General features: G+C 66.5%; 17 protein-coding genes. All 17 read left to right on the forward strand.

Annotation, left to right across the window (positions count from 1 at the left end; all coding sequences use genetic code 11):
• The 17 genes from AC1M0F_RS15705 (at window position 1) to AC1M0F_RS15785 (ending at window position 22,800) form a co-directional block, all read left to right on the forward strand.
• Window positions 1–663, forward strand: a complete 663-nt coding sequence (locus AC1M0F_RS15705; protein ID WP_480239206.1) for an amino acid ABC transporter permease — start codon at window positions 1–3, stop codon at window positions 661–663.
• The gene (locus tag AC1M0F_RS15710; protein ID WP_480239207.1) at window positions 650–1,432 is read left to right on the forward strand and encodes an amino acid ABC transporter ATP-binding protein; all 783 of its coding nucleotides are present in this window, start codon (window positions 650–652) and stop codon (window positions 1,430–1,432) included. The genes AC1M0F_RS15705 and AC1M0F_RS15710 overlap by 14 nt, the downstream gene beginning before the upstream one ends.
• Before the next feature lie 106 nt (window positions 1,433–1,538).
• Window positions 1,539–2,606: a hypothetical protein gene (locus tag AC1M0F_RS15715; RefSeq protein WP_480239208.1), complete on the forward strand. Its 1,068-nt coding sequence runs from the start codon at window positions 1,539–1,541 to the stop codon at window positions 2,604–2,606.
• A gap of 1 nt (window position 2,607) precedes the next feature.
• Window positions 2,608–3,045, forward strand: coding sequence for a hypothetical protein (locus AC1M0F_RS15720; protein WP_480239209.1), 438 nt, complete (start codon window positions 2,608–2,610; stop codon window positions 3,043–3,045).
• 60 nt (window positions 3,046–3,105) lie between these two features.
• On the forward strand, window positions 3,106–7,599 hold the full coding sequence (locus AC1M0F_RS15725) for an FtsK/SpoIIIE domain-containing protein (protein ID WP_480239210.1): 4,494 nt from the start codon (window positions 3,106–3,108) through the stop codon (window positions 7,597–7,599).
• Between the two features lie 112 nt (window positions 7,600–7,711).
• Window positions 7,712–8,008 carry a WXG100 family type VII secretion target gene (locus tag AC1M0F_RS15730; protein WP_480239211.1) on the forward strand — a complete coding sequence of 99 codons (297 nt, stop codon included), beginning with the start codon at window positions 7,712–7,714 and terminating at the stop codon, window positions 8,006–8,008.
• A gap of 81 nt (window positions 8,009–8,089) precedes the next feature.
• A complete protein-coding gene (locus AC1M0F_RS15735) occupies window positions 8,090–8,413 on the forward strand; it encodes a hypothetical protein (RefSeq protein ID WP_480239212.1) in 324 nt (107 codons plus the stop codon).
• Window positions 8,313–9,809 carry a putative T7SS-secreted protein gene (locus tag AC1M0F_RS15740; protein ID WP_480239213.1) on the forward strand — a complete coding sequence of 499 codons (1,497 nt, stop codon included), beginning with the start codon at window positions 8,313–8,315 and terminating at the stop codon, window positions 9,807–9,809. The genes AC1M0F_RS15735 and AC1M0F_RS15740 overlap by 101 nt, the downstream gene beginning before the upstream one ends.
• A 30-nt stretch (window positions 9,810–9,839) precedes the next feature.
• Window positions 9,840–10,442: a hypothetical protein gene (locus AC1M0F_RS15745; protein WP_480239214.1), complete on the forward strand. Its 603-nt coding sequence runs from the start codon at window positions 9,840–9,842 to the stop codon at window positions 10,440–10,442.
• Window positions 10,439–11,059: a hypothetical protein gene (locus AC1M0F_RS15750; RefSeq protein ID WP_480239215.1), complete on the forward strand. Its 621-nt coding sequence runs from the start codon at window positions 10,439–10,441 to the stop codon at window positions 11,057–11,059. Before AC1M0F_RS15745 ends, AC1M0F_RS15750 begins: the two co-directional genes overlap by 4 nt.
• Window positions 11,052–11,912, forward strand: coding sequence for a hypothetical protein (locus AC1M0F_RS15755; protein WP_480239216.1), 861 nt, complete (start codon window positions 11,052–11,054; stop codon window positions 11,910–11,912). Before AC1M0F_RS15750 ends, AC1M0F_RS15755 begins: the two co-directional genes overlap by 8 nt.
• A 29-nt stretch (window positions 11,913–11,941) precedes the next feature.
• The gene (locus AC1M0F_RS15760) at window positions 11,942–12,775 is read left to right on the forward strand and encodes a PP2C family protein-serine/threonine phosphatase (protein ID WP_480239217.1); all 834 of its coding nucleotides are present in this window, start codon (window positions 11,942–11,944) and stop codon (window positions 12,773–12,775) included.
• An 8-nt stretch (window positions 12,776–12,783) separates the two neighbouring features.
• On the forward strand, window positions 12,784–14,100 hold the full coding sequence (locus AC1M0F_RS15765; protein ID WP_480239218.1) for an FHA domain-containing protein: 1,317 nt from the start codon (window positions 12,784–12,786) through the stop codon (window positions 14,098–14,100).
• A gap of 1 nt (window position 14,101) precedes the next feature.
• A complete protein-coding gene (locus AC1M0F_RS15770; RefSeq protein WP_480239219.1) occupies window positions 14,102–15,709 on the forward strand; it encodes a serine/threonine-protein kinase in 1,608 nt (535 codons plus the stop codon).
• Window positions 15,706–16,425: a hypothetical protein gene (locus AC1M0F_RS15775; protein ID WP_480239220.1), complete on the forward strand. Its 720-nt coding sequence runs from the start codon at window positions 15,706–15,708 to the stop codon at window positions 16,423–16,425. Before AC1M0F_RS15770 ends, AC1M0F_RS15775 begins: the two co-directional genes overlap by 4 nt.
• Window positions 16,426–16,559: 134 nt before the next feature.
• Window positions 16,560–21,803, forward strand: a complete 5,244-nt coding sequence (locus AC1M0F_RS15780) for an Ig-like domain-containing protein (RefSeq protein WP_480239221.1) — start codon at window positions 16,560–16,562, stop codon at window positions 21,801–21,803.
• 28 nt (window positions 21,804–21,831) lie between these two features.
• The gene (locus AC1M0F_RS15785; protein WP_480239222.1) at window positions 21,832–22,800 is read left to right on the forward strand and encodes an AAA family ATPase; all 969 of its coding nucleotides are present in this window, start codon (window positions 21,832–21,834) and stop codon (window positions 22,798–22,800) included.
• Window positions 22,801–22,817: the final 17 nt, after the last annotated feature.

A 22,817-nucleotide genomic window follows, 5' to 3' on the forward strand; every position in this document is an offset into this window, starting at 1 on the left:
ATGACCGAGTGGGAACTGTTCGTCAGCTCGCTCTGGCCCCTTCTCTCCGGGGCCATCCTGGGCACCATTCCGCTGTCGCTGATCTCGTTCGCCGTCGGGCTGGTGATCGCGCTCCTCGTGGCGCTGATGCGGCTCTCCCGCAACCGGATCGTCTCGGCGATCGCCCGGGTCTACATCTCCATCATCCGTGGCACCCCGCTGTTGGTGCAGCTGTTCGTCATCTTCTACGGTCTCCCGTCGATCGGGATCAAGCTCGACCCGTGGCCGAGCGCGATCATCGCGTTCTCGCTCAACGTCGGCGGGTACGCGGCTGAAGTCATCCGCGCGTCGATCCTGTCGGTGCACCAGGGGCAGTGGGAAGCCGCATACACGATCGGGATGTCACGCCGTCGTGCGCTGCGGCGGATCATCCTCCCGCAGGCGGCTCGCGTCTCGGTGCCGCCGCTGTCGAACACCTTCATCAGCCTGGTCAAGGACACGTCGCTCGCGTCGCTGGTCCTCGTCACGGAGCTGTTCAAACAGGCGCAGAAGATCGCGGCGTTCAGCAGCGAATTCATGTTGATCTACCTCGAAGCCGCACTGATCTACTGGCTGATCTGCCTCGTGCTCTCCTCGTGGCAGAATGTGCTCGAAAAGAGGCTTGACCGCTATGTCGCCCACTGACCGAACCGCCCCAGACGCCCTGCTCACCGTCACCGGTCTGCACAAATCCTTCGGCGACCACGAGGTGCTCAAGGGTATCGACCTGGCCGTCCGCCGCGGCAAGGTTCTCGTTCTCATCGGTCCGTCCGGGTCGGGCAAGACGACCGTGCTTCGCTCGATCAACGGCCTGGAGATTCCGGATGCCGGGATCGTCACGTCGACGGACGGCATCCGTGTCGACTACTCGGCGAAACCGCCCAAGAAGGACATCCTCGCCCTGCGCGATCGCACCGCGATGGTTTTCCAGCACTACAACCTGTTCCCGCACATGACCGTGCTCGAGAACATCATCGAGGGCCCCGTCCAGGTGCAGGGCGTGTCGAAGGCCGCCGCCACCGAGGACGCGCTCGCGCTCCTCGACCGTGTCGGTCTCAGCGAGAAGCGCGACGTCTACCCGTTCCAGCTCTCAGGGGGCCAGGCTCAGCGGGTCGGAATCGTCCGTGCCCTCGCCCTCAAACCGCAGCTCCTTCTCTTCGACGAGCCGACCAGCGCCCTCGACCCCGAACTCGTCGGAGACGTGCTCGCCGTGATGAAGGAACTCGCCGACGAGGGCTGGACGATGGTCGTGGTCACCCACGAACTCGCCTTCGCCCGCCAGGTCGCCGATGAAGTCCTCTTCATGGACGGCGGCGTCATCGTCGAACGTGGAGCGCCGCGAGACATCTTCACCGCGCCGAAGGAAGAGCGCACCAAGCAGTTCCTTCACCGCATCCTCTCTCCGCTCGACTGAACCCTGTCGCGGCGACGAACCGCGCGGTTCCGCGGAAAAGAGCACCCTCGCCGGTAAAGTGACTCGCACGGGGCGGATCATGCCCCGATCGACGAGGAGTGTCACCATGAGCAACACCACCCCCGATCAGGGAAAGCCGGCCAACGACGGCGAGCAGACGTCCGAGAATGTCTCCTCAGACAACCTCGACGCCCGCCGCGACGACGCAGCCGCTCAGGATGCCGCCTCCGACCCGCAGAGCTCGGACGAATTCAACCCGGATGCGTTCCGCGATTCGGTCCCGGGCGGAGAGGCCGCCACCGAGGAGAGCGCCGTCCGGGAGGTCCCTGTCGACCAGGTTCCCGTCGCCGCAGAAACGCCGGCGACTCCTTCCGCCGAGCAGGCACCTCACCACACTCCTGAGGTCGCCGACCACGCATACGCCGAGAAGGCAGACACCCACGTGCTGTCCTCCTCAGAGCCCACCGTGCTCACCCAGGCCGATCTCCGAGCGGACGAAATCCGAGCGGAGGAGGCCGCCCGCGACGGTGACACCGCCGTCGCTCCGGTCTACACGGATTCCACGGCGCCGGTCGCACCCGCTGCCGTCGCACCCGCTGCTGCCGCCACGCCTCCGGTTGCCCCGGTGCGCCAGCCGGTCTACGTCCAGGCCCCCAGCGAGCCCAAGGCGAAGGGGAACCGCGGATTCGGCATCCTCGTCTCCCTCCTCGCCACGGTCGTCTTCGCGGCCCTGTACGCCGCGGTCCTCGCGCTGCTCTTCGTCGTGAACGACGGTTCGGTCGACACCGTCAACGACGTGCTCGTCAAGGCCCCGTTCTGGATCCCGGTGATTTTCTTCCTTCTCGCGATGGTGGTTCTTGTCTCGATCGTCAACCGCGGTGGCTGGTGGGCCTACGTCATCGGCGGATTCGCCGTGGCGGCGGTCGTCTACGGTTCGTACCTCGGTGGAGTGCTCATCGAAGTGGCCGCGAGGATCAGCCCGAGCGAGGTAGCCGGTGTCGTGCAGGACTCGCTCTTCTCGCCCGCGGCGGTCATCTCGTTCCTCATCGCCAGGGAAGTACCGATCTGGTTCGGCGCCTGGATCGCCGCCCGCGGTCGCAAGGTCAGGGAGCGCAACGTCGAGGCGCGCCAGGAATACGAACGCATCCTCGACCAGGGCCCCGTCGTCTCCTAGCGTGGCATCCGACTCACGGCGCCTGCGCGTCGCTCTCCTGGCGACGCTGGGCTTCGGCGTCGCACTCGGACTGATCACGTGGGCGTTGTCGGCGGTGGCGTCGGTCACAGGTCCCGACGCCTCGGCCGGGCTCACCGTCGCCATGATGGTCGCCGCGGTCGCCGGATTCCTCTCCGTGCTGCTCAGCATGCAGGCGGCGGCCGGCCGCGTGGCGGTCGTCGTCCTCCCGATGCTCGGAGCCGTCGCCGGCTTCCTTCTCGTCGGGGGAGTGCTCCACGGCCTCGGGGGAGGAGACCCCCTCCGCGGACCGGCTTTCGCTCTCGCACAGTTCGGGTTCCCGGGAATCTATCTCGTCGCCGTCCTGTCTGCGGTCGCGGCGGCGGCGTACCTCATGGGGACTTCTCCACATCGCACCGGTCACTCCCGCCGGGTAGGTTAGAAGAACTTCCCGGTCCCGGCGGAATACTTCGCCGGGACCGGCCTGTGACTAAGGACGGACATGCGCCTCAAACTGACCCTCGCCCGTCCGTCGGGCGGTCGCGACGACATCATCGTGACCACCGACGCCGGAGCGACCATCACCGAAGTGGCGTCGACGATCGCTCGCGTCGATCCGGCCCAGGCGCTTTCGCCTGACGGCAACTACACGCTGCAGGCGGCGCTTCCCGGTCACACCGAATGGCTCGCCCTCCCACCGGATGCTCCTGTCGGCGAAGCATGGATCGGCTCGGGCGCCACCGTGCACATCTCGGATGCCGGTCGGTACTTCTCGCAGGCGAAGACCGGACACGCCCCGACGATCGCGACTCTCACGGTCCTCAACGGGCCGGAGGTGGGACGCAGCATCCCGCTGACTGCCGGCAGTTATACGGTCGGGCGCGACGGCGCGTGCGACATCGTGGTCGATGACAAGATGGTGTCCAAGAAGCACGCACGCCTCGAGGTCGCCGACGGCGTCGACGTCATCGACCTCGGCTCGGCCAACGGTGTCGAAGTCGACGGAGGAATCGTCGCCCGATTGCACATCACCGAGACCGAGACGGTCCGGCTGGGAGACACCGACGTCAAGATCGCGCTCCACGAGTCCGTCGCCGAAGCGGGCGTCGCCCCGAAGGCCGGCCCGATCTTCTTCAACCGGTCGCCCAAGGTCGAGCAGCGCTATGCAGGCCAGGAGTTCGCCGCGCCAGAGGTCCCCGCAGAGAAAGAGCCTGCTCCTTTCCCGCTTCTCGCGATGATCACCCCCATGCTCATGGGTGGCGCGATGTTCGTGCTGACGAAGAACCCGATGTCGCTGCTCTTCATCGCCATGACGCCGATGATGCTCATCGGCAACTTCATCACCGGCAAGAAGCGCGACAAGCGCGCCCTCAAGAAGGCGATCGCCAAGTTCGACGCCCACCTCGCCGATCTCGACGAACGGCTGCAGAAGGAGAGTGTCACCGAGCAGCGGTTGCGGCTCGCCGAAGCGCCCTCGACGGCCGAGGCGCTCGATGGAGCGATGCGCAGAGGCCCTCTTCTCTGGACCAGACGCCCCGAACACTGGTCGTTCCTCAATGTCCGTCTCGGCGTCGGGTCGATGACGTCGAGGAACACGGTCAAGGCGAGCGACAAGGGCGACCTGCTGCCGAAGTTCCAGGAGCGCCTCGAGGCCCTTGTCGAGAAGAACAAGTACGTCGCCGGCGTCCCGATCATCGACAACCTCTACGACTCCGGTGCGCTCGGTATCGCGGGCTCCCCTGCGGCGGCGATCGGGTCGCTCAACTCGATCCTGGTTCAGCTGACCGCCCTGCACTCCCCGTCCGAACTCGCCGTCGCCGCGATGGTCACCCCGCAGTGGTCCGACCAGCTCAGCTGGCTCAAGTGGATCCCGCACACGTCGTCGCCGCACTCGCCGATCGAGGGCATCCACCTCGCGGACAGCGCAGCGAGCTCCACCAACCTCATGTCCGCGCTCGAGGAGATCATCCAGAACCGCGTGGCCGAGAAGAAGGCCAAGCAGCAGCGCCGCGGCGCCATGAAGCAGAAGAGCGCAGCGCTCGAACGCGGCGCCGATGTCGGCGAAAGCCACGACGAAGGCTTCCAGGCGCCGCTCCCGGCGATCGTCGTGCTCATCGCCGACGACGTCTCCGTCGATCGCGCCCGTCTCGTCCAGCTCGCCGAGCTGGCAGCGGATGCCGGTGTCTACCCGATCTGGATGGCTCGCGACGTGAGTGCCCTCCCCGCCGTCTGCCGCACCTGGCTCTCGGTCCCTGACGACGAGGACGGTCAGGCGACCGTCGGCTACGTGCGCATCGGCGAGACGATCACCGACGTGGTCACCGAGCTCATCGATCCGCCCACCGCGCTTGACTACGCCAGGCGGATGGCTCCGGTCATCGACGCCGGCGCCGTCGTGTCCGACTCCAGCGACCTTCCCCGGTCCGTCTCGATGGTCGCCCTCCTCGGTCACGACCTCGTCGAGCAGAGCGACGCGGTCATCGACCGGTGGCGCCAGAACACGTCCATCCACGACCGTACGCCAGGCATCCAGCCGAAGAAACGGCGGGCAGGCAAGCTGCGCGCCACCATCGGATCCGCGGGTGTCGACGCCATGCACCTCGACCTGCGCACCCAGGGACCGCACGCCCTCGTCGGCGGAACCACCGGGTCGGGTAAAAGCGAGTTCCTTCAGGCCTGGGTGCTCGGCATGGCTGCCGAGTACAGCCCCGACCGCGTCACCTTCCTCTTCGTCGACTACAAGGGCGGCTCGGCATTCGCCGACTGCGTGAGCCTTCCGCACTGCGTCGGCCTCGTCACCGACCTCAGCCCGCACCTCGTCCGGCGGGCGCTCACCAGCCTCCGTGCCGAACTGCACTTTCGCGAGCACCTGCTCAACCGCAAGAAGGCCAAGGACCTGCTCGAACTCGAGAAGCGCGGCGACCCGGACAGCCCGCCCGCCCTCGTCCTCGTCATCGACGAGTTCGCGGCTCTCGCCGGAGAGGTCCCTGAGTTCGTGGACGGTGTCGTCGACATCGCCCAGCGCGGACGCTCGCTCGGCATCCACCTCATCATGGCGACCCAGCGCCCTGCAGGCGTCATCAAGGACAACCTCCGCGCGAACACCAACCTCCGCATCGCACTCCGGATGGCTGACGAGAGTGACAGCACCGACGTGGTCGGTGTGAAGGATGCCGCGCACTTCGATCCGGCGATCCCCGGTCGTGGGCTCGCCAAGACCGGTCCAGGGCGGCTCCAGACCTTCCAGTCCGCATACGCCGGCGGCTGGACCTCGCGGGAACCCGACCGCCCCGGCATCGACGTCACCGAGCTGCGATTCGGTGCCGAAGCGCGCTGGGAAGAGCCCGGCCGCGAAGACGTCGACGAATCACGCGACCTCGGACCGACCGACCAGCAGCGACTCGTGACCTCCATCATCTCGGCGGCCACGGCGGCGCAGATCCCAGCGCCCCGGCGCCCCTGGCAGGACGAACTCGCGACCGCCTACGACCTCGGCAAGCTCCGCCAGCGCACCGACGCCCAGCTCCTCCTCGGCGTCTCCGACCTCCCGGAACAGCAGCTCCAGCTTCCCGTCTACTTCAACCCGGATGTCGACGGTCACCTCGTCGTCTACGGCACGGGTGGCTCGGGCAAGAGCACGGTGCTCAGGACCGTCGCCACTGCGGCGGCGATCACCCCGCGCGGCGGGCCGGTCGAGGTCTACGGCCTCGACTTCGGCGGCGGCAGCCTCCGGATGCTGCAGGACCTGCCCCACGTCGGATCGATCATCCACGGCGACGACACCGAGCGGGTCATCCGCCTGATGCGCCAGCTCAAGCAGGAACTCGAGTCACGCGGCCCGCGTTATGCCGAAGCCAACGCGTCGTCGATCGTCGACTACCGTCAGCTCGCGAACAGCCCCAATGAGCGCAGGATCCTCCTGCTCATCGACGGGTTCCAGAACTTCCGCCAGGACTTCGAAGTGCCTGCGGGCAAGGCGCAGTGGTACAGCGTGTTCCAGGACATCATCTCCGGCGGCAGGCAGGTCGGCATGCACGTCGTGTTCTCGGCGGACCGCACCGGTTCGGTGCCGAGCTCGATCACGTCAAGTGTCCAGCGCCGGGTCGTGCTCCGCCTCGCCGACGAGACCGCGTACTCCATGCTCGACGTGCCTGGGGACATCCTCTCCACCGCTTCACCGGCCGGCCGCGCCATCGTCGACGGTGAGGAGACCCAGATCGCCGTGCTCGGCGGTTCGGCGTCGCTGTCCGACCAGTCGGCGGCGACCAAGGGGCTCGCAGCGGCCATGACCCGGGCCGGTGTCGTTCCCGCGCAGCCGATCCGCTCCCTGCCGAAGGAGTACCCGGTCACCGAACTGCCGACCCGCGTCGGCACGTTCCCCGCGATCGGACTCGGCGACGAAGACCTCGGGCCTGTGGGCATCGAGCTCGCCGGGACGTTCCTCATCGCCGGTCCACCCGCGAGCGGCCGGACGACCGCCCTCCGTGGATTCGTCGAGTCGATCAGCAGATTCGACCCCGAAGTGCGGCTGTACTACATCGGCAACAAGCGGTCGCCGGTGGGCAGGGACCCGCGTTTCGTCTCGTCTGCGGTCACCATCGAGGATGCCGCGACGCTCGCGAAAGAGCTGCTCGCCGCCATCGTCGACCCGGACACGGACGGCACCATCGCCGTGATCGTCGAACAGATCGCCGACTTCCTCCAGACGCCGGCGGACAACCCGATCGTCGACATGATCCGGGCGATCAAGCGCAGCGATCACTTCATCCTCGCCGAGGCCGAATCGAGCTCGTGGTCGAGCTCCTGGCCGTTGCTCGGTGAGTTCAAGAACGCCCGCCGCGGGCTGCTCCTCCAGCCGGAGACGATCGACGGAGACATCGTCCTCAAGACGACCCTGCCGAGGATGCAGCGGGCCGAGTTCCCGCAGGGCAGGGGCGTGCTTGTGTCCGGTGGCAAGTTCTCGCGTGTGCAGCTCCCGCTGGTGCAGGAGAGCTAGCGGGACGGCTGCATGGGGACCACTCCCCATCGACCGCCCGCAATGCGTCCGTTAGGTTGTACACGTGGGGGCGATCCAGACGGGATCTCCAGAAACGGATTGGAATATCACCATGGCAAACATCAACGTTACGTACCAGGACCTCAAGACCGCTTCCGGCCAGATTCTCACCGGCAAGGGAGCCCTCGAGGACAAGATCAACGAACTGCAGCGTCTCGTCACCGACCTCGTCTCGAGCGGCTTCGTGACCGACCAGGCATCGGGTGCGTTCCACGACTCGTTCACCACCTTCACGCAGGGTGCGACCCAGGCTGTCGGCGGCGCCCAGGGCATGGCCGACTACCTCACCAAGGCAGCCGACTCTCTCGAGAGCGCTGACCAGGAGCTGGCCAACGCCATTCGCGGCTAGCCGCACCGAACGGGGAGGGCCGGCTCAGGCCGACCCTCCCCGCTTCATCCTTCTCACACCACAACTTTCCGGGGGGACATCATGGGCGACCAGCTCATCGTCAAGGGCGACCTACTCAAGCAGACGCAGACGAACCTGCAGTCGATCCTCACCGAGTTCGAGGGTGCGGAGAAGTTCAGTGAAACCGTCGCCGACCTGACCGGCCACAACCGCCTCGAGGGGCGGGTGAAGGACTTCGCCTCGAGCTGGAACATCAAGCGCGAAGAAGTCATCGAATCAGTGAAGGCGCTCAAGGACTCCGTGGGTGGCATCGCCGACACGTTCGACAGCCTCGACGCCGACCTGGCCAAGGCGCTCTCCGAGACGACGGGCGACCCGATCCCCGGCGTGCCAGACGCCGTTTAGCCAGCACCACTCTCGCTTCTTTTCTCGACAGTTAGGTCGTACTTCGATGTCTTTTCCTGAACTCACGGGTGATCCGGGTCAGCTGAAGGTCTACGCCGCGCGTTACCTGAACCTCGCAGACGCCATCCAGAATGCCTCGGCCACGCTCAAGGCGGTCGGAGACAACAGCGACGGGACCTTGTCGCTCGCCGTGGACGAGATCCGAGGCAAGGCGAAGAAGGGTGCGGAGAGCATCGGCCAGGCCGAGAAGCGCTACCGCACCACAGCCACCGCGTTGAACACGTACGCATCGGCGCTGGAAGACGCCCAGAAGAAGGCGGCGGAAGCCCGCTCCGAGCACGAGACCGCGAGCGGGAGCCACGCCTCGGCTGAGTCCAAGGCGAAGGAGTACGAGGAGAAGGCCGCCGTCCCCGGCGCGACCCAGGCCGCCGACTCCAAGTCGTTCACGACCTGGGACACCCAGGCCGGACAATTCGCTTCGGCGATGTCGTCAGCGCAGACCAAGTACGACGAAGCCGTCGCCGACAAGGAATCCGCGGGCAACACGGCGGCGGATGCCATCGAGCAGGTCGTCTCAGAGGACGACCTCAGCGACAGCTGGTGGGACAAGCTCGTCGACTTCTGCGAGAAGATCGGCGACTGGGTGGCCATCGCCGCACTGTTGCTGTCCTGGGTCCCTGTGCTCGGCCAGATCCTGCTCGCCGTCTCCGCACTGATCAGCATCATCAAGCTCATCGACTCGCTCATCAAGTTCGCCAACGGCGAGATGACGCTCGGCGAAGTGATCGGCGCCGCTGTCGGCGTCGTGCTCAGCCTCATCGGCGGCAAGGTCCTCGTGGTCGCCATCAAGGGCCTCAAGGCTCTCCGCACAGGAAGCAAGCTCGCGAAGGCGACCAAGCGACTCGACAACCTCATGTCGAATGCGAACAAGCAGACTCGCTCGAAGCCCCTGCGCAGCGCGAAGAACCGGGCGGACAAGGCGCACCGAGAGGCCGTCAAGGACCTCAAGGACACGTTCAACCCGAAGACGCTCGGCAAGGAGCTGACCGATTCAGCGGTGAAGCCGTTCAAGGACCTGAAGGATGCCTTCAAGTCGCCCCCGGAGGCATCCGAATTCCTGCGTTCCCTTGCGGAGGGCAAGGACGGCCCCCTGGCGAAACTCCTTCAGCAGGGCGACGTCACCGACTTCTCCAAGGCGATCAACTCCATGGACTGGTCCGACATGCCTGCAAGCCTCAAGGCCGAGGTCATCCTCGAAGGATCGAAGGTCTTCGGCGGAGCGGCTGAGACCCTGACTGCCCCGTTCATCGATGTGCCCCTGACGGTCGATTCCCTGATCTCCAAGGGCAACGACGCGGTCACCTCCAAGCTGGGCGACGTCGTCGATGCGCGGTAGTGGCTCTCAGAACTCTGTAGGGTGGCGTGAATGGTGACCACATCGGAAATCGTCGGAGTACGGCTCAACCTGCCCGACGACTGGTACGACGTCGATCTGGATGCCGATGACGCGCGCGACTGGATCGCCTCGATTCCCGTGGCGTACGACGACAACGTGGATCGCGAGGTCTTCGCGGGCATGCTGACGTCGCTCCGCGACGCCCTCATCGCCGACGATGTCGACGTTGCCGCCATCCACCTGGCCTCGCCGAACCGGGGGATCATCGGTGCAGCCATGCTCTTCGAACTACTCGAGCGCGGGCCCAACGACACCCCGGAGAGTTTCCTCGCCTTCGTGAACACCCACAGCGACCTGCGCAGCCCCGAGCTCGACATCAGCGCGTTCCAGTCCTGGACAGGCACCCACCCGTTCGGTGAGTTCGTGGCGTTCAGCCACCTCGCCCTGGTCACCCTCCCCGGCAGCGACGAAAGCAGCCTCGAGGAGCGCGTCGTCTTCACGCTCTTCCCCGAGTCGACGACGCGGCTCGTGCAGATCACGTTCCGCTCGGCGCGACTCGGAATCTTCGAGGACATCACCGCCGAAGCCGCCGCGATGGTCGGCAACATGGAGCTGGAACTGGAGCCCGCATGACCCGCGAAGTCACCCTCACCGGTGCGGACCTCTCCCTGATCCTCCCCGGGTCATGGGCCGTCGTCCCGCTCACCGACAGGGATGCGGCCCAGCACAGGATCGCCGCCCTGATCAAGAAGCAGGTCGGCAGGAACGACAGGCTGGCGCACGTCCGCCGCGAACTCAAGACGAGCCTGATCCAGTCCGCCGAAGAGGCGATCGCAATCGGCGCAGTCGGATTCGCCATCTCCCTCGAGATCCTCCCCGGCATCCCGTTCCCCGCATCGCTCGTGATCCTCCCTCTCGACTGGCCGGCAACGCCGCTCGACGGGGATCCGACCGAGGAGCAGCGTCTGCTTGCGGCATTCCCCGGATCCACCCTCGTCGAAGAGGGCAGCGAACGGCCGATCGTGCGTCGCCACGAACTGGTCACGACCACATACGAGACGCAGTCGTCCACCGACCTGCGGGTGAACTACTGGCTCCCCGCCGGCGACGGGACCCGGCTCGCGCGCGTCTATGTGAAGGCGCCGATGGCGCACACCCCCGCACTCTGGCTCGAACTGTTCGACACCATCGTCGGCTCGCTGGGCTGGCTCAATGGCACCCGTGCCGAAGAAGGAGCAATCGTTGGCTGAGGCGAAGACCGGCACGAAGACCACGGTGAGCGACGAGTCGGCCGACGACAGGCAGAAACACGAGCGCACCCGCAGGACGATCGCCGTCGTCGGCAACACCGTCGGCGCCGTCGCCCTGCTGGCCGCGATCGCCGCTGTCGCAGCACTCCTCTGGTTCACGAATCAGGATGTCTCGATCGGTGACGTCTTCGAAGACGACCGTTCGGGCACGATGACGATCGCCGTCCCATTCCTCCTCCTCGTGCTGTCCATGATCGGATTCTTCTTCGGACAGTTCGCCTCTCGCGGTCGCTGGGGGATGGGAGACAACACGTCGACCTGGAGCAGCGGGACGTTCCGCGTCGTGCTCCGTCCGATCAGTGTCGGTCTGCACGTCGTGTTCTTCCTCCTCGCGGTCGTCGCGTGGCTCCTTGTCCTCCCGCTGCCCGTTCTGCTGCAGTCCGCAGGGACGATCGGCGCAGACGAGGGCTCATCGGCCGCTGAACAGTTCTGGTTCACCGTCGTCGTCTACGGCGTCGTGACCGGGGCGATCGCCGCCGTCGTCGGAGTGTCCCTGGTGAAGAAACTGACCTACAACCGGCTTCTGCAGCGAGGCCGAGACACCATCGTCGACGGATCGCCGTCGCAGGTCGCCTGGCGCAGGTTCTCGCACATCTGGCGCGGCGAGCTCATGATCGCTGCGCTCGGTGGGGCCGCCCTCGGACTGAGCCCGCTCGGCATCCACCTCGACAGCATCACGTACGGACTCGCCCTCGCCGCGGCAGGGACCGGCCTGATCATCGCCTCCGTCGTGATCGCCCTCAACTCGTGGCGGTCCGGTCTGCCGGTCGAACGCGTCGAGTCGTACACCTGAGCCATGCGCGTTCAGAGGATCGAGTAGAGATGGCCCCCAGGGTCGAGACCATCAGGACCTCGCGGTCGATCGTCACCGTCGCGGTGACCGGTCGGAGCGACACCGGCCACGTGCGCGAGCACAACGAGGACAGCCTCGTGGCCGCGGCCCCGATCTTCGCCGTCGCGGACGGCATGGGAGGTCACTCCAGGGGGGACCTCGCCAGCCAGGCCATGGTCCACCAGCTGTCGCACAGCATCCGACCGGGGGAGCCGACGACTCCCGAAGCCGTCTTCACCGCAATCACCGCGGCGAACTCCTTCATCATGTCGTGGGCTGAGCAGTCCGGGATCGCCGGGACCACGGTCGCCGGTCTCGCCCTCGTCAGCCTGTCCAGCCAGGCCGACTGCCACTGGATGGCGTTCAACATCGGCGACTCCCGCGTCTATCTCTGGGACAACACCGTTCTCCGCCAGGTCACTGTCGACCATTCGGCGATCCAGGAACTCCTCGACGCCGGGTCGATCACCGCGTTCGAGGCGCTCACGCACCCGGAGCGCAACGTCGTGACCCGCGCGGTCGGGGTCGAGGTCGATGCCGACCCCGACGTGTGGCTGCTCCCCGCGTCCGACCACCAGGTCTTCCTGATCTGCTCCGACGGTCTCACCAGGGAGGTGTCGACGGAACAGATCGAGGCGGTCCTGCGCTCGGGAGTCGCCGATCCGGCCGATCGTCTGGTCGAGCTCGCCCTCGAAGCAGGCGCCCACGACAACGTCACCGTGCTCATCGTCGATTCCCGCACCGTCAACACGACTCCGCCGCGCCCGGGCTATCATGAAAATCGGTCTCTCGGTTATCTCGAGCAGACCCTGCCGAGAGTGTGAGGGGTGGCATGACCGGGTACAGCTATGCGCCTGCGCAGACGCACGAGTGGCTGGCCGTCGCGACGGCCGGCCGTCTTCTTGTGGCGCGGGTCGACGACGGCTCCGACCGGGTCGGGTTGCTCGCGGCGACGGGCGATGCGGGAACGTCCGTCCAGCAGGTACTCGAAGTCCTCACGGCACAGGGGCTTCGCGCCACCGGTCCGTTCGCCCTGTTGTTCTGGGTCGACGGAGAGCTGACAGACAAAGGGCTCGGGGTGATCGTGCGCGGCGACGCCGTGGTGACCGTTGACACCGCAGACGGAACCGTCAGCGTCTCTTCGCGCGGAGTCACGACCTGGACGGAACAGGTGATCGAGTCGCCGACCGGGTTCACCGTCGAACTGAACCCATCGGCACCGTCATCAGTGCCCGTCCTCCCGCTGCAGAGCGGCGCAGCCTGGGTCAGCAGAGTGACCCTCGCCGGCGACCACGCGACGGCCTCGACACGACCGGAGTCGGCGCCGGCATCCGCCGCACCCGCACCGGTCGCGCCGCCTGAGGCCGCCGCCAGCGCGCCGAAGCCACCTGTCGATGCGCCTGACGAAGTGCCGGTCGAGGCGCCTGCCGCCTCCCTGCACGAAGAGACCCGGGTCTTCCACACCGCGACGCGGGGTGCGTCAGACGACGTCGCGGCCACCGAAGCGCCCGCAACGGAGGCGGATGCTGACGGCTACGACTACCTCTTCGGAGCGACGGTCTTCCGCCCGGTCGGCGCCGCCGCCGTCGAGCAGCCGTCGGAGGACGACGATGCCGTGTCGATGCCCGAGCCCGCGTTCCTCAGCACGCCCCGGACGACGTCGGCCGCTCCCGCGGCAGAGAAGACCTCTGCGCCAGGAGACCACGACGGTCGGACGATGCTCGCCTCAGACATCCTCGCCGCTCGACAGAAGACCGCTGCAGGCGCCGCACCCCGGGTGCCGGCCCCACAGCCGCCGGCCCAGCGGCCCGCAGGGCATCGCTACGTCCTCGAACTGCCTGGCGGCGAATCCCAGGCGCTCACCGCCCCGGTCATCCTGGGTCGCGCCCCCAGCGTCTCCAACGTCCCGGCATCCGTTCTTCCGCACCTCGTCACCCTCACGGGCGACGACATCTCACGCAGCCACGTCCGGGTGTCCGTCGAAGGCGACACCGTCGTCGTGACCGACCTGCACTCCAGCAACGGAACACACGTCATCGCACCTGGCAAGCTCCCGCAGCTGTTGCGCGCGGGCGAGCCGACGCCGGTGATCACGGGCACGGCCATCGACCTCGGCAGCGACATCGTCCTCCGGGTGAGCGAGGCATAGCGTGGCGGCACGCCAGGTCGCCACCCCGCCTGAGCTCCCCGGGTTGCGGTACAGCCGCCTGCTCGGCTCCGGCGGATTCAGCGACGTCTACCTCTACGAGCAGGAACTGCCCAAGCGGCTCGTGGCGGTGAAGGTCCTCGCGTCCGAAGACCTGAGCGACACCTCCCGGACGGCCTTCGTGGCCGAGGCGAACCTGATGGCGCAGCTGTCGGCGCACCCGTACATCGTCACCATCTACAACGCAGCCGTCGCCGCAGACGGACGCCCGTACTTCGTGATGGAGTACTGCTCGGGACCGAGCCTCGCCGAACAGTACAAGCGGTCCCGGTTCGCCGTGGCAGACGCCCTGCGCACCGGTGTCCGACTCTCCAGCGCCGTCGCGACCGCGCACGCCGCCGGCATCCTGCACCGCGACATCAAGCCCGCGAACGTCCTCACCAACAACTACGGCTGGCCGGCCCTTACCGATTTCGGCATCTCGAGCGCCGTCGACATCGAACTGCCCGTGAACACGACGACGCGGGATGCCATGAACGCGGCAGGCGCGGCCACGGCCACAGGCACCATCGGCATGTCCATTCCGTGGTCCCCGCCCGAGATGTTCGACGACCACCCCCAGCCAGACGTCCGCAGCGACGTGTTCTCGCTGGCGGCAACGCTCTACACCCTCCTCGTCGGCCACACCCCGTTCGAAGTCCCCGGCAAGCCGAACGGCACCGTCGACCTGATCGGCCGGATCGAACGCGGGAGCATCACCCCGATCACGCGTGACGACATCCCGAGGTCGCTCGTCTCCATCCTCACCAAGGGGATGTCGGTCTCCGCAGATAACAGGTTCGCCACAGCGGTGGACTTCGCCCGCGCCCTGCAGCGCGTCGAGATGGAACTCTCATACGCTCCGACCGCCATCGACGTGCCCAATCTGACCATCCTCGAACGTGTCCACGACGCGGACGCCGCAGACGCCGGGGATGCGACCAGGATCCGCGGGGTGGCCACCGTGCACGCCCAGCCGGCAGTACAGCCGCCGGTCGAGCCCGCAGCGCCCCGTTCCGCCGCCGACCCCACCGTGATCCGCCGGATGCCGTCTGTGCAGCCTCACGAGACCCCAGCGGTCGCCGACGCCCCCGAACACACCGTTATCCGTCAGCGGGGAGAGGCCGTCGTCGAGCCGCAGCCGGTGAGCGAACCGGTTCGTCGCCGGAAGCTCTGGCCGATCCTCGCAGGCGCCGCAGGCGTGCTGGTTCTCGGGGGCGGAATCGCTGCTGCGGTAATCTTCGCGCCCGCGCCTGAGGACCCCACGCCGAGCCCGACCGCGACGTCCGACATCGTGACGGTCGGTGTCCCGACCCCTGACGAGGTCAGCGTCGCCCCCAATGCCGCCGGCACGGCCTTCACCTTCACCTGGGCCAACCCTGACCCGCAGGACGGCGACAAGTACATCTGGCACCGCAGTGACGGTCCCAACGCGGGCGAACAGGTGCCGACGGCATCCGAGTCGGCGACAATCGACGGCGTCACGAACGGCAGCCAGGTCTGCATCGAGGTCGTTCTCCGCCGGAGCACAGGCAAGACGTCAACCGAGCCACTGGAGATGTGCAGCAAGTGAAAGCGCCACGCATCGAGTTCTGTGGGGAGTGGTACGACATCACCCCTGGCGAACCATTCTTCGTCGGGCGTGAGTCAGACCTGATTATCGACGAGAACCCGTTTCTTCACCGGCGCTTCCTCTCGATCAGCCACGAGAACGATCTCTGGTGGCTGACCAACGTCGGCAACCTCCTCGCTGCGACGGTCACGGACACCACTGGCCAGGTGCAGGCGTGGCTCGCGCCCGGTGCCCGACTGCCGGTCGTCTTCCCCGAGCTCCAGGTGATGTTCAGCGCCGGGTCGACGACGTACGAGTTCACGATCCACTCGGAGCCGGAGTACTTCGGCACGACCGCCATGACGACACTGCAGTCAGGAACGACGACCGTCGGGCCCGTGCATCTGACGAGCAGCCAGCGCCTGCTCATCGTGGCGCTCGCCGAGAACGTGCTCAGGCAGGATTCCCCCGGCAGGGGCGAGATTCCTGCGTCGTCGGATGCCGCCGCGAGGCTCGGCTGGACGCAGACCGCCTTCAACCGCAAACTCGACAACGTCTGCGACAAGCTCGATCGCATCGGGGTTCGCGGCTTGCGTGGCGGCCGGGGGAAACTCGCCACAGGACGCCGGGCGAGACTCGTGGAATACGCCGTGTCCTCGAGGCTCGTCGACACCGATGACCTGGTCCTCCTGGACCGGGAAAAACCGGCAGAAGCATCCGCGCTCACCGACTCCTGACCCTCGTCCGAGGGGCGTTTGGAAGCATTCAAATGACTGTAAATTGCGGCGTGATCGGCGTGTTAGCGTAGACCCGGTTCCTGTCCGAGTATTCCGGGAACCGACAACCGTATGGGCCGTGGGGGGACGACAACGTGTTGAAGTGGTTGAAGACGCGAAAGGTCACTGCCTCCGTCGTCGCGCTCTCCCTTCTCGTCGCTGTTCCTGTCACCGTCGCGGTGCTCCACGAGGGCTTCCCCGTCACCGACGTCGACCTCAGCGCGCGGGACGTCTGGGTCACGAACGGCACCGAGCTGCAAGCCGGCCGGCTGAACCGCCAGATCGAGGAGCTCAACGCGGCCGTCTCCACCGTCTCCAACGACATCGACGTGCTGCAGAACGGCGAGAACGTGCTCCTGCACGACCGGTCCGCTTCGAGTGTCGAACGCATCGACTCCGCCTTCACCACCCTCGTTCAGCGCGCAGAACTCCCGCCGAATGCCACGCTCTCTCTCGGAGACGCGATGCTGTCGATCCTCGAGCCTGACACGGGCGAACTGTGGGTGACGAGCACGGCAGGGGAACTGCGCTTCTCGACGATCGACACCGACCCGATCGCCAAGCTCGGCGCGAACGCCCAGAGCGTCGTCTCGAGCAAGGGAACGGTCTTCGCGGTGTCGCCGAAGAAGAAGAAGCTTTACGCCTACCCGCTCGCCGGTGGAGAACCCACCGTGACGGCTCTCCCTGCGCTCAAGGACTACCAGCTCACCGCCGCGGGGGAGCAGGCCGTCATCCTCGACCTCTCGAAAAACCGCATCGTGACGGATGCCTCGACATCCATCGATCTCCCCGGCAAGGCGCTCAAGCTCCAGCAAGTCAGTGCGACAGGGGGAGAGGTCGTCGTCGCCACAGGCTCGTCGCTCCTCCGCGTCAGGCTCAACGACAGCACCCCGCAGACGATCAAGGCGAACATCACGAACGCGATCACCAAGCCGGGCGAGGTGAGTTCGCCGGTGAACCTCAACGGCTGCGCCCACGGTGCGTGGTCAGGGGCGAGCGTCTACGTCGCCGCCTGTGGTGACGCCCCGGTGTCCCGACAGGCCATCGAACCACTCGCCGAGGGCGCGAAGCTCGAATTCCGGGTGAACCGCAACGTCATCGCGCTCAACAACCTGCAGACCGGAGATGTCTGGCTGGTCGACGCCAACATGCGCCTGGTCAAGAACTGGGAAGAAGTCACACCCCCGCAGGAGGATGACGGCGAAGAGGGCGACGAGAAGGCCTCCACCCAGTCGTTCGAGGACACCCTCGCCGACCGCACCGAACAGAACCGGCCGCCGATCGCCAGGGACGACGTCCTCGGTGCGCGGCCGGGGAAGAGCACCATTCTGCCCGTGCTCGACAACGACACGGACCCCGACGGCGACGTGCTCACCATCGGCAGGAACCTGCAGGGTCTCGTGCCCGAATCTGGCACCGTCGAGTTCATCGACGGTGGCCGGGCGCTCCAGTTCACGCCGAACGCGGATCAGGCAGCCGGGACGATCTCGTTCCGATATTCCGTCTCCGACGGGCGCACCGGTGGCGTCTCCGAGGCCAACGTCAGCGTGACGATCATGCCGACGGAGGCCAACTCGGCTCCCGTCGAGCAGCGCAAGGGCGCTGTCTCGGTCGAAGCAGGCCAGAGCATCACGTACAACCCGCTGATCGACTGGCGTGACCCTGACGGCGACGACGTGTTCCTCCAGTCGGCGGTGTCGGACAACGGTGACCTGGTGCGCTTCTCTCACGAGGGCTTCGTCACCGTCACGCACACCTCCGGCCAGATCGGGCCCCGTGACATCGTCTACGTCGTCTCCGACGGCAACGAGACGGCGTCAGGAACATTCACCGTCGACGTCAAGGCGACCGGCACTCTCAACCCGATCGGCACCCCCGACCACGTCGAGACCTTCGTCGGTGAGCCCGTCGAAGCCTTCCCGATCGCCAACGACCTTTCGACGAACGGTGGGCAGCTGGCGCTCCTCGGAGCCGAGGCCCTGCAGGGCGGGATGTCGATCACGCTCAAGCCCGACACCAACTCGATGCAGATCGTCTCCGGCAAGACCGGGGTCTACTACATCCAGTACACGGTCGGCGCAGGCGCCGCGACGAGCATCGGAATGATGCGTGTCGACGTCAAGGATGTCCCGGAGAAGGTCCAGCCGCCGATCGCCGTCCACGACACGGGCTACCTCCGCCCGAACGAGCCCACCGTGCTCAACGTGCTGACCAACGATGTTTCCCCGAGCGGCAAGGTCCTCGCCCTCCGGTCCCTCGACATCCCTGATGAGGCCCGCGTCCTGTCGATCGAGGTCCTCAACTCTTCCGTCGTGCGAGTGACGTCGAGCGCCGCAGTGACCGAGCAGCTGCAGTTCAGCTACACCGTCTCTGACGGCGTCAACGAGACCGTCAGCACCATCGCGATCGTCCCCGTGCCTCCGCTGACCAAGCACCAGGCTCCGATCGCGGCCAACGACGTCGTCACCGTCCGAGCCGGCGACATCGCGAGCGTGCCCGTTCTCGACAACGACATCCACCCGGACAACGCCGTCATGACGCTCGCTCCCGACCTCGCCGAGCCGGTGCAGGCCGGTCTCGCCTTCGTCGCGGGTGACAGGGTCAGGTACCAGGCCCCGCGCGAACCCGGTGTCTACACGGCCACATACGCGGTCACAGACGACTTCAAGCAGAAGGCCGTCGCGACGGTCACCTTCAACGTCGTCGCCGCCGACAAGAACGTCAATGAGGAACCGGCGCCGAAGACACTGACCGCCAGGGTCTTCGCCGACTCCTCGGTCACCGTGAACGTTCCCCTCGACGGCCTCGACCCGAACGGCGACTCCGTCGTCTTCGACGGGTTGGCGACAGCGCCGGCGTACGGAAGCGTCACCGACTCCACCAGCACGTCGTTCACCTACACCGCCGCGCCCGGCTCGGCAGGCACCGACGTGTTCAGTTACAAGGTCAAGGACGTCTACGGCGCGACGGCACTCGGAGTGGTGCGGATCGGTGTCATCGAACGGCCTGAGCAGGACTCACCGCCGATCGCCGTGGATGACACGATCGAGGTCCAACCGGGCCGCGTAGCCACCGTGCCAGTGCTCGGCAACGACTCCGACCCCAACGGCTACACGATCGAAGTGAGCAAGAAGCTCAAGGACGTGCCTGAGGGCATCACGGCGACCGTCAAGAACAAGCGTGCGGTAGAGATCGAAGCGCCGGATGAGGAGACGAGCTTCGTCGTCCGCTACGAGATCACGAACGGGCAGGGCGGCTTCGACACCGCGTTCGTCCAGGTGCGGGTGACCAAGGATGCGACGATCGCGCCGCCGACCCTGATCGACCACATCGTCGAGCCCGAAGACGTGCTCGCGAAGAAGACCGTCGACATCGATGTGACCAAGGGCGCGAACAACTCAGGCGGACGGGTCGAGGACCTGGAGATCTCGATCGAGGGCCCCAACAAGGACAGCGCGGAGCTGCTCGCCGATGGCAAGGTCCGTGTCACCCTTGGGGACGCCAGGACGGCAGTGGCCTATCGACTGACGAACACCACGGACGATCTCAGCGCTGCCGCCTTCATCGTCGTGCCGCCGTATTCTGACGGCCTCCCGCCGCGGATCAAGCTCAACCTGCCGACCCAGTACGTCGACATGAACGAGACGAAGTCGTGGAAGCTGTCCGACATCGCCGAGTCGCCCACCGGCAAGGACATCCGCATCACCGGCGAAAAAACTGTCAGCGCCATCAAGAGTGACGGCACCCCGAACTACGTCGACGACGACACGCTCACCTTCACGCCCGCTCTCGACTACCGCGGCCCGGCGAGCATCACCTTCGAGGCGACGGACGGGTCGAGCACAGGAGTGGCCGTCCTCGTGCTGCCGATCACCGTCGGCGATCCCGAGATGAAGGACGTCCCTCCGACGTTCACGCCGCCCGAGCTCACCATCGAGGCCGGAGAGCCCGCGCAGACGCTCGACCTTCGGATGGCAAGCGACCACCCGAACCCCGAGGTCCTGGCCGCCCTCAGCTACAGCGGACTCTCGCCGGCGACCGGCGGAATCGTGGCAGGGCTGTCTGGCTCGACCCTCACGGTCTCTGCCCCGTTCGGTGTCCAGCCGGGTACGGCGACGACTCTGAGCTTCACCATCACCTACAAGAAGTTCACCATCCCGGGCACCGTGCACGTGCGCGTCGTATCGTCATCGCAGCCGCTCCCATCGACCGTCGACGACGTCGAGCCGAACGGACGATCAAGCAAGTCCGTCACGATGAACGTGCTCGCCAACGATTTCAACCCGTTCCCCGACAAGCCGCTGAAGATCATCGACGCGACGGTGAACTCGGGCAACGCGACCGTGTCGATCAGCGGGCCGAACCTCATCATCACCCCTGGGCCGGACAAGAGCCAGCAGGTCAGCGTCATCTACAAGGTCCAGGATGCCACCGAGGATCCCAGCAGACATGCGCAGGGCAGGGCTGACGTCATCGTCACCAGTGCCCCTGACCAGCCGCAGGCTCCGACGCTCACAGCAAGCCCGAAGAACATCGCCGTCTACATCAACCCGTCGCCGTCGAACAACGGAGCCGAGATCACCAGCTACACGGTCATCCGCAACGACGGCGTCAGGCAGACCGGCCAGGCAGGCAACACACTGAACTTCGCCGGCGAGAACGGCACAACCTACACGTTCAACGTCTTCGCCACGAACAACGTCGGGGACAGCGAGAGGTCACCGTCGGCATCGGCGACGTCGTACGGGCAGCCGAGCGCTCCCACCGGAGTGAAACTGACCAGGGACCAGCGCTGGGCGAACTCCACGATGACGATCGACTGGAACAGGCCGAGCGACACCGGTGGCAGCATCACGAGCTACAACTGGGAAGTCAACGGAGCAGGCAACGGGAACGTGACCGGTACCTCCGCGCGAACCAACAGTGTCGGCGCAGGAACCTACAACCAGGGCCGCGTCCAGGCCTGTGGTGCAGGTGGCTGTGGCCCCTGGGGCCAGGTGTCCAACAGTGTCGTGGTCGAGAACGAACCGCCGCCCGAGAAGAAGGTCACGCACGTCGGCGGTTACGACGGCGGAACCAACTGCGACCCCAACGGCTGCGTGAGCAACTCGTACAAGATCGAGTACACGGTCGAGAACTGGCCGTCTCGCACCGAGCAGGTCACCCCGCAGTACTGCCGCGGTGGCACCTGGTCGAACATCTCTCGGACCTACAGCGTGGCCATGGGCGGCAACAACACCCACCGCCTGACCGCATACGTCCAGGCCGGCACGATGTCCGACTGCGGTGTCCGCGTGATCATCGGCGACTACACCAGCCAGGGCTACGCCCTGCCGTGACGAATCCAGACAGAAACCAGGGAGAACAGTGTCAGTAACATCAGAGCAGTCGGCGTGGTTCGCCGGGGCGTTCGAGTCCCTCGTGGCCAACGTGAGCCTGGCGATCCTCGGCAAGGAAGAGACGATCAAGCTCGTGCTCGCCTCCATGCTGTCCGAGGGGCACGTGCTCCTGGAGGACTTCCCCGGCACCGGCAAGACAGTGCTCGCCAAGGCGCTGGCGAACACTCTCGAGGGCACGAACTCGCGGATCCAGTTCACCCCTGACCTGCTGCCGTCCGACGTCACCGGTGTCACCATCTACAACCAGTCGACGAACAAGTTCGAGTTCCACAAGGGCCCGATCTTCGCCTCCGTCGTCCTGGCCGATGAGATCAACCGGGCGTCCCCGAAGACGCAGTCAGCGCTCCTCGAGGTGATGGAAGAAGGTGTCGTCACCGTCGATGGCGAGAGCTACCCGGTCGGCAAGCCGTTCATGGTGATCGCGACTCAGAACCCGGTCGAACAGGCTGGGACGTACAAGCTCCCGGAAGCCCAGCTCGACCGCTTCCTGATCAAGACGTCGCTCGGCTACCCCGACCGCGCGACCGCCGTCGACCTCCTGCTCGACTCCGCGAACCGTTCCCGGGCGTCACAGATCAGCCCCATCATCGGCGGCCCATCGCTCATCGCCATGTCGCAGCTGGCATCCGCCGTTCACGTCGACCGTTCGGTGATGGAGTACATCACCGACATCGTGCACGCGACCAGGTCGCACAAGGACGTTGCTCTCGGCGTGAGCATGCGCGGTGGCCTCGCCCTCGCTCGCATGATCAAGACCTGGGCACTCGCCCACGGCCGCGCCTACGCGACGCCTGACGACGTCAACCGGCTCGCCGTCCCCGTGCTGGCCCACCGTCTCATCGTCGACGCCGAGAGCGAGTTCGCCGGCGTCAAAGCCGAGGACGTCATCGCCGGCATCCTCGTGGAGCTTCCCGTTCCCGCGTACCGCGCCGCCTGAATCCCCGGAAACCACCC

It is taken from the genome of Mycetocola sp. Y719, from assembly GCF_056713205.1.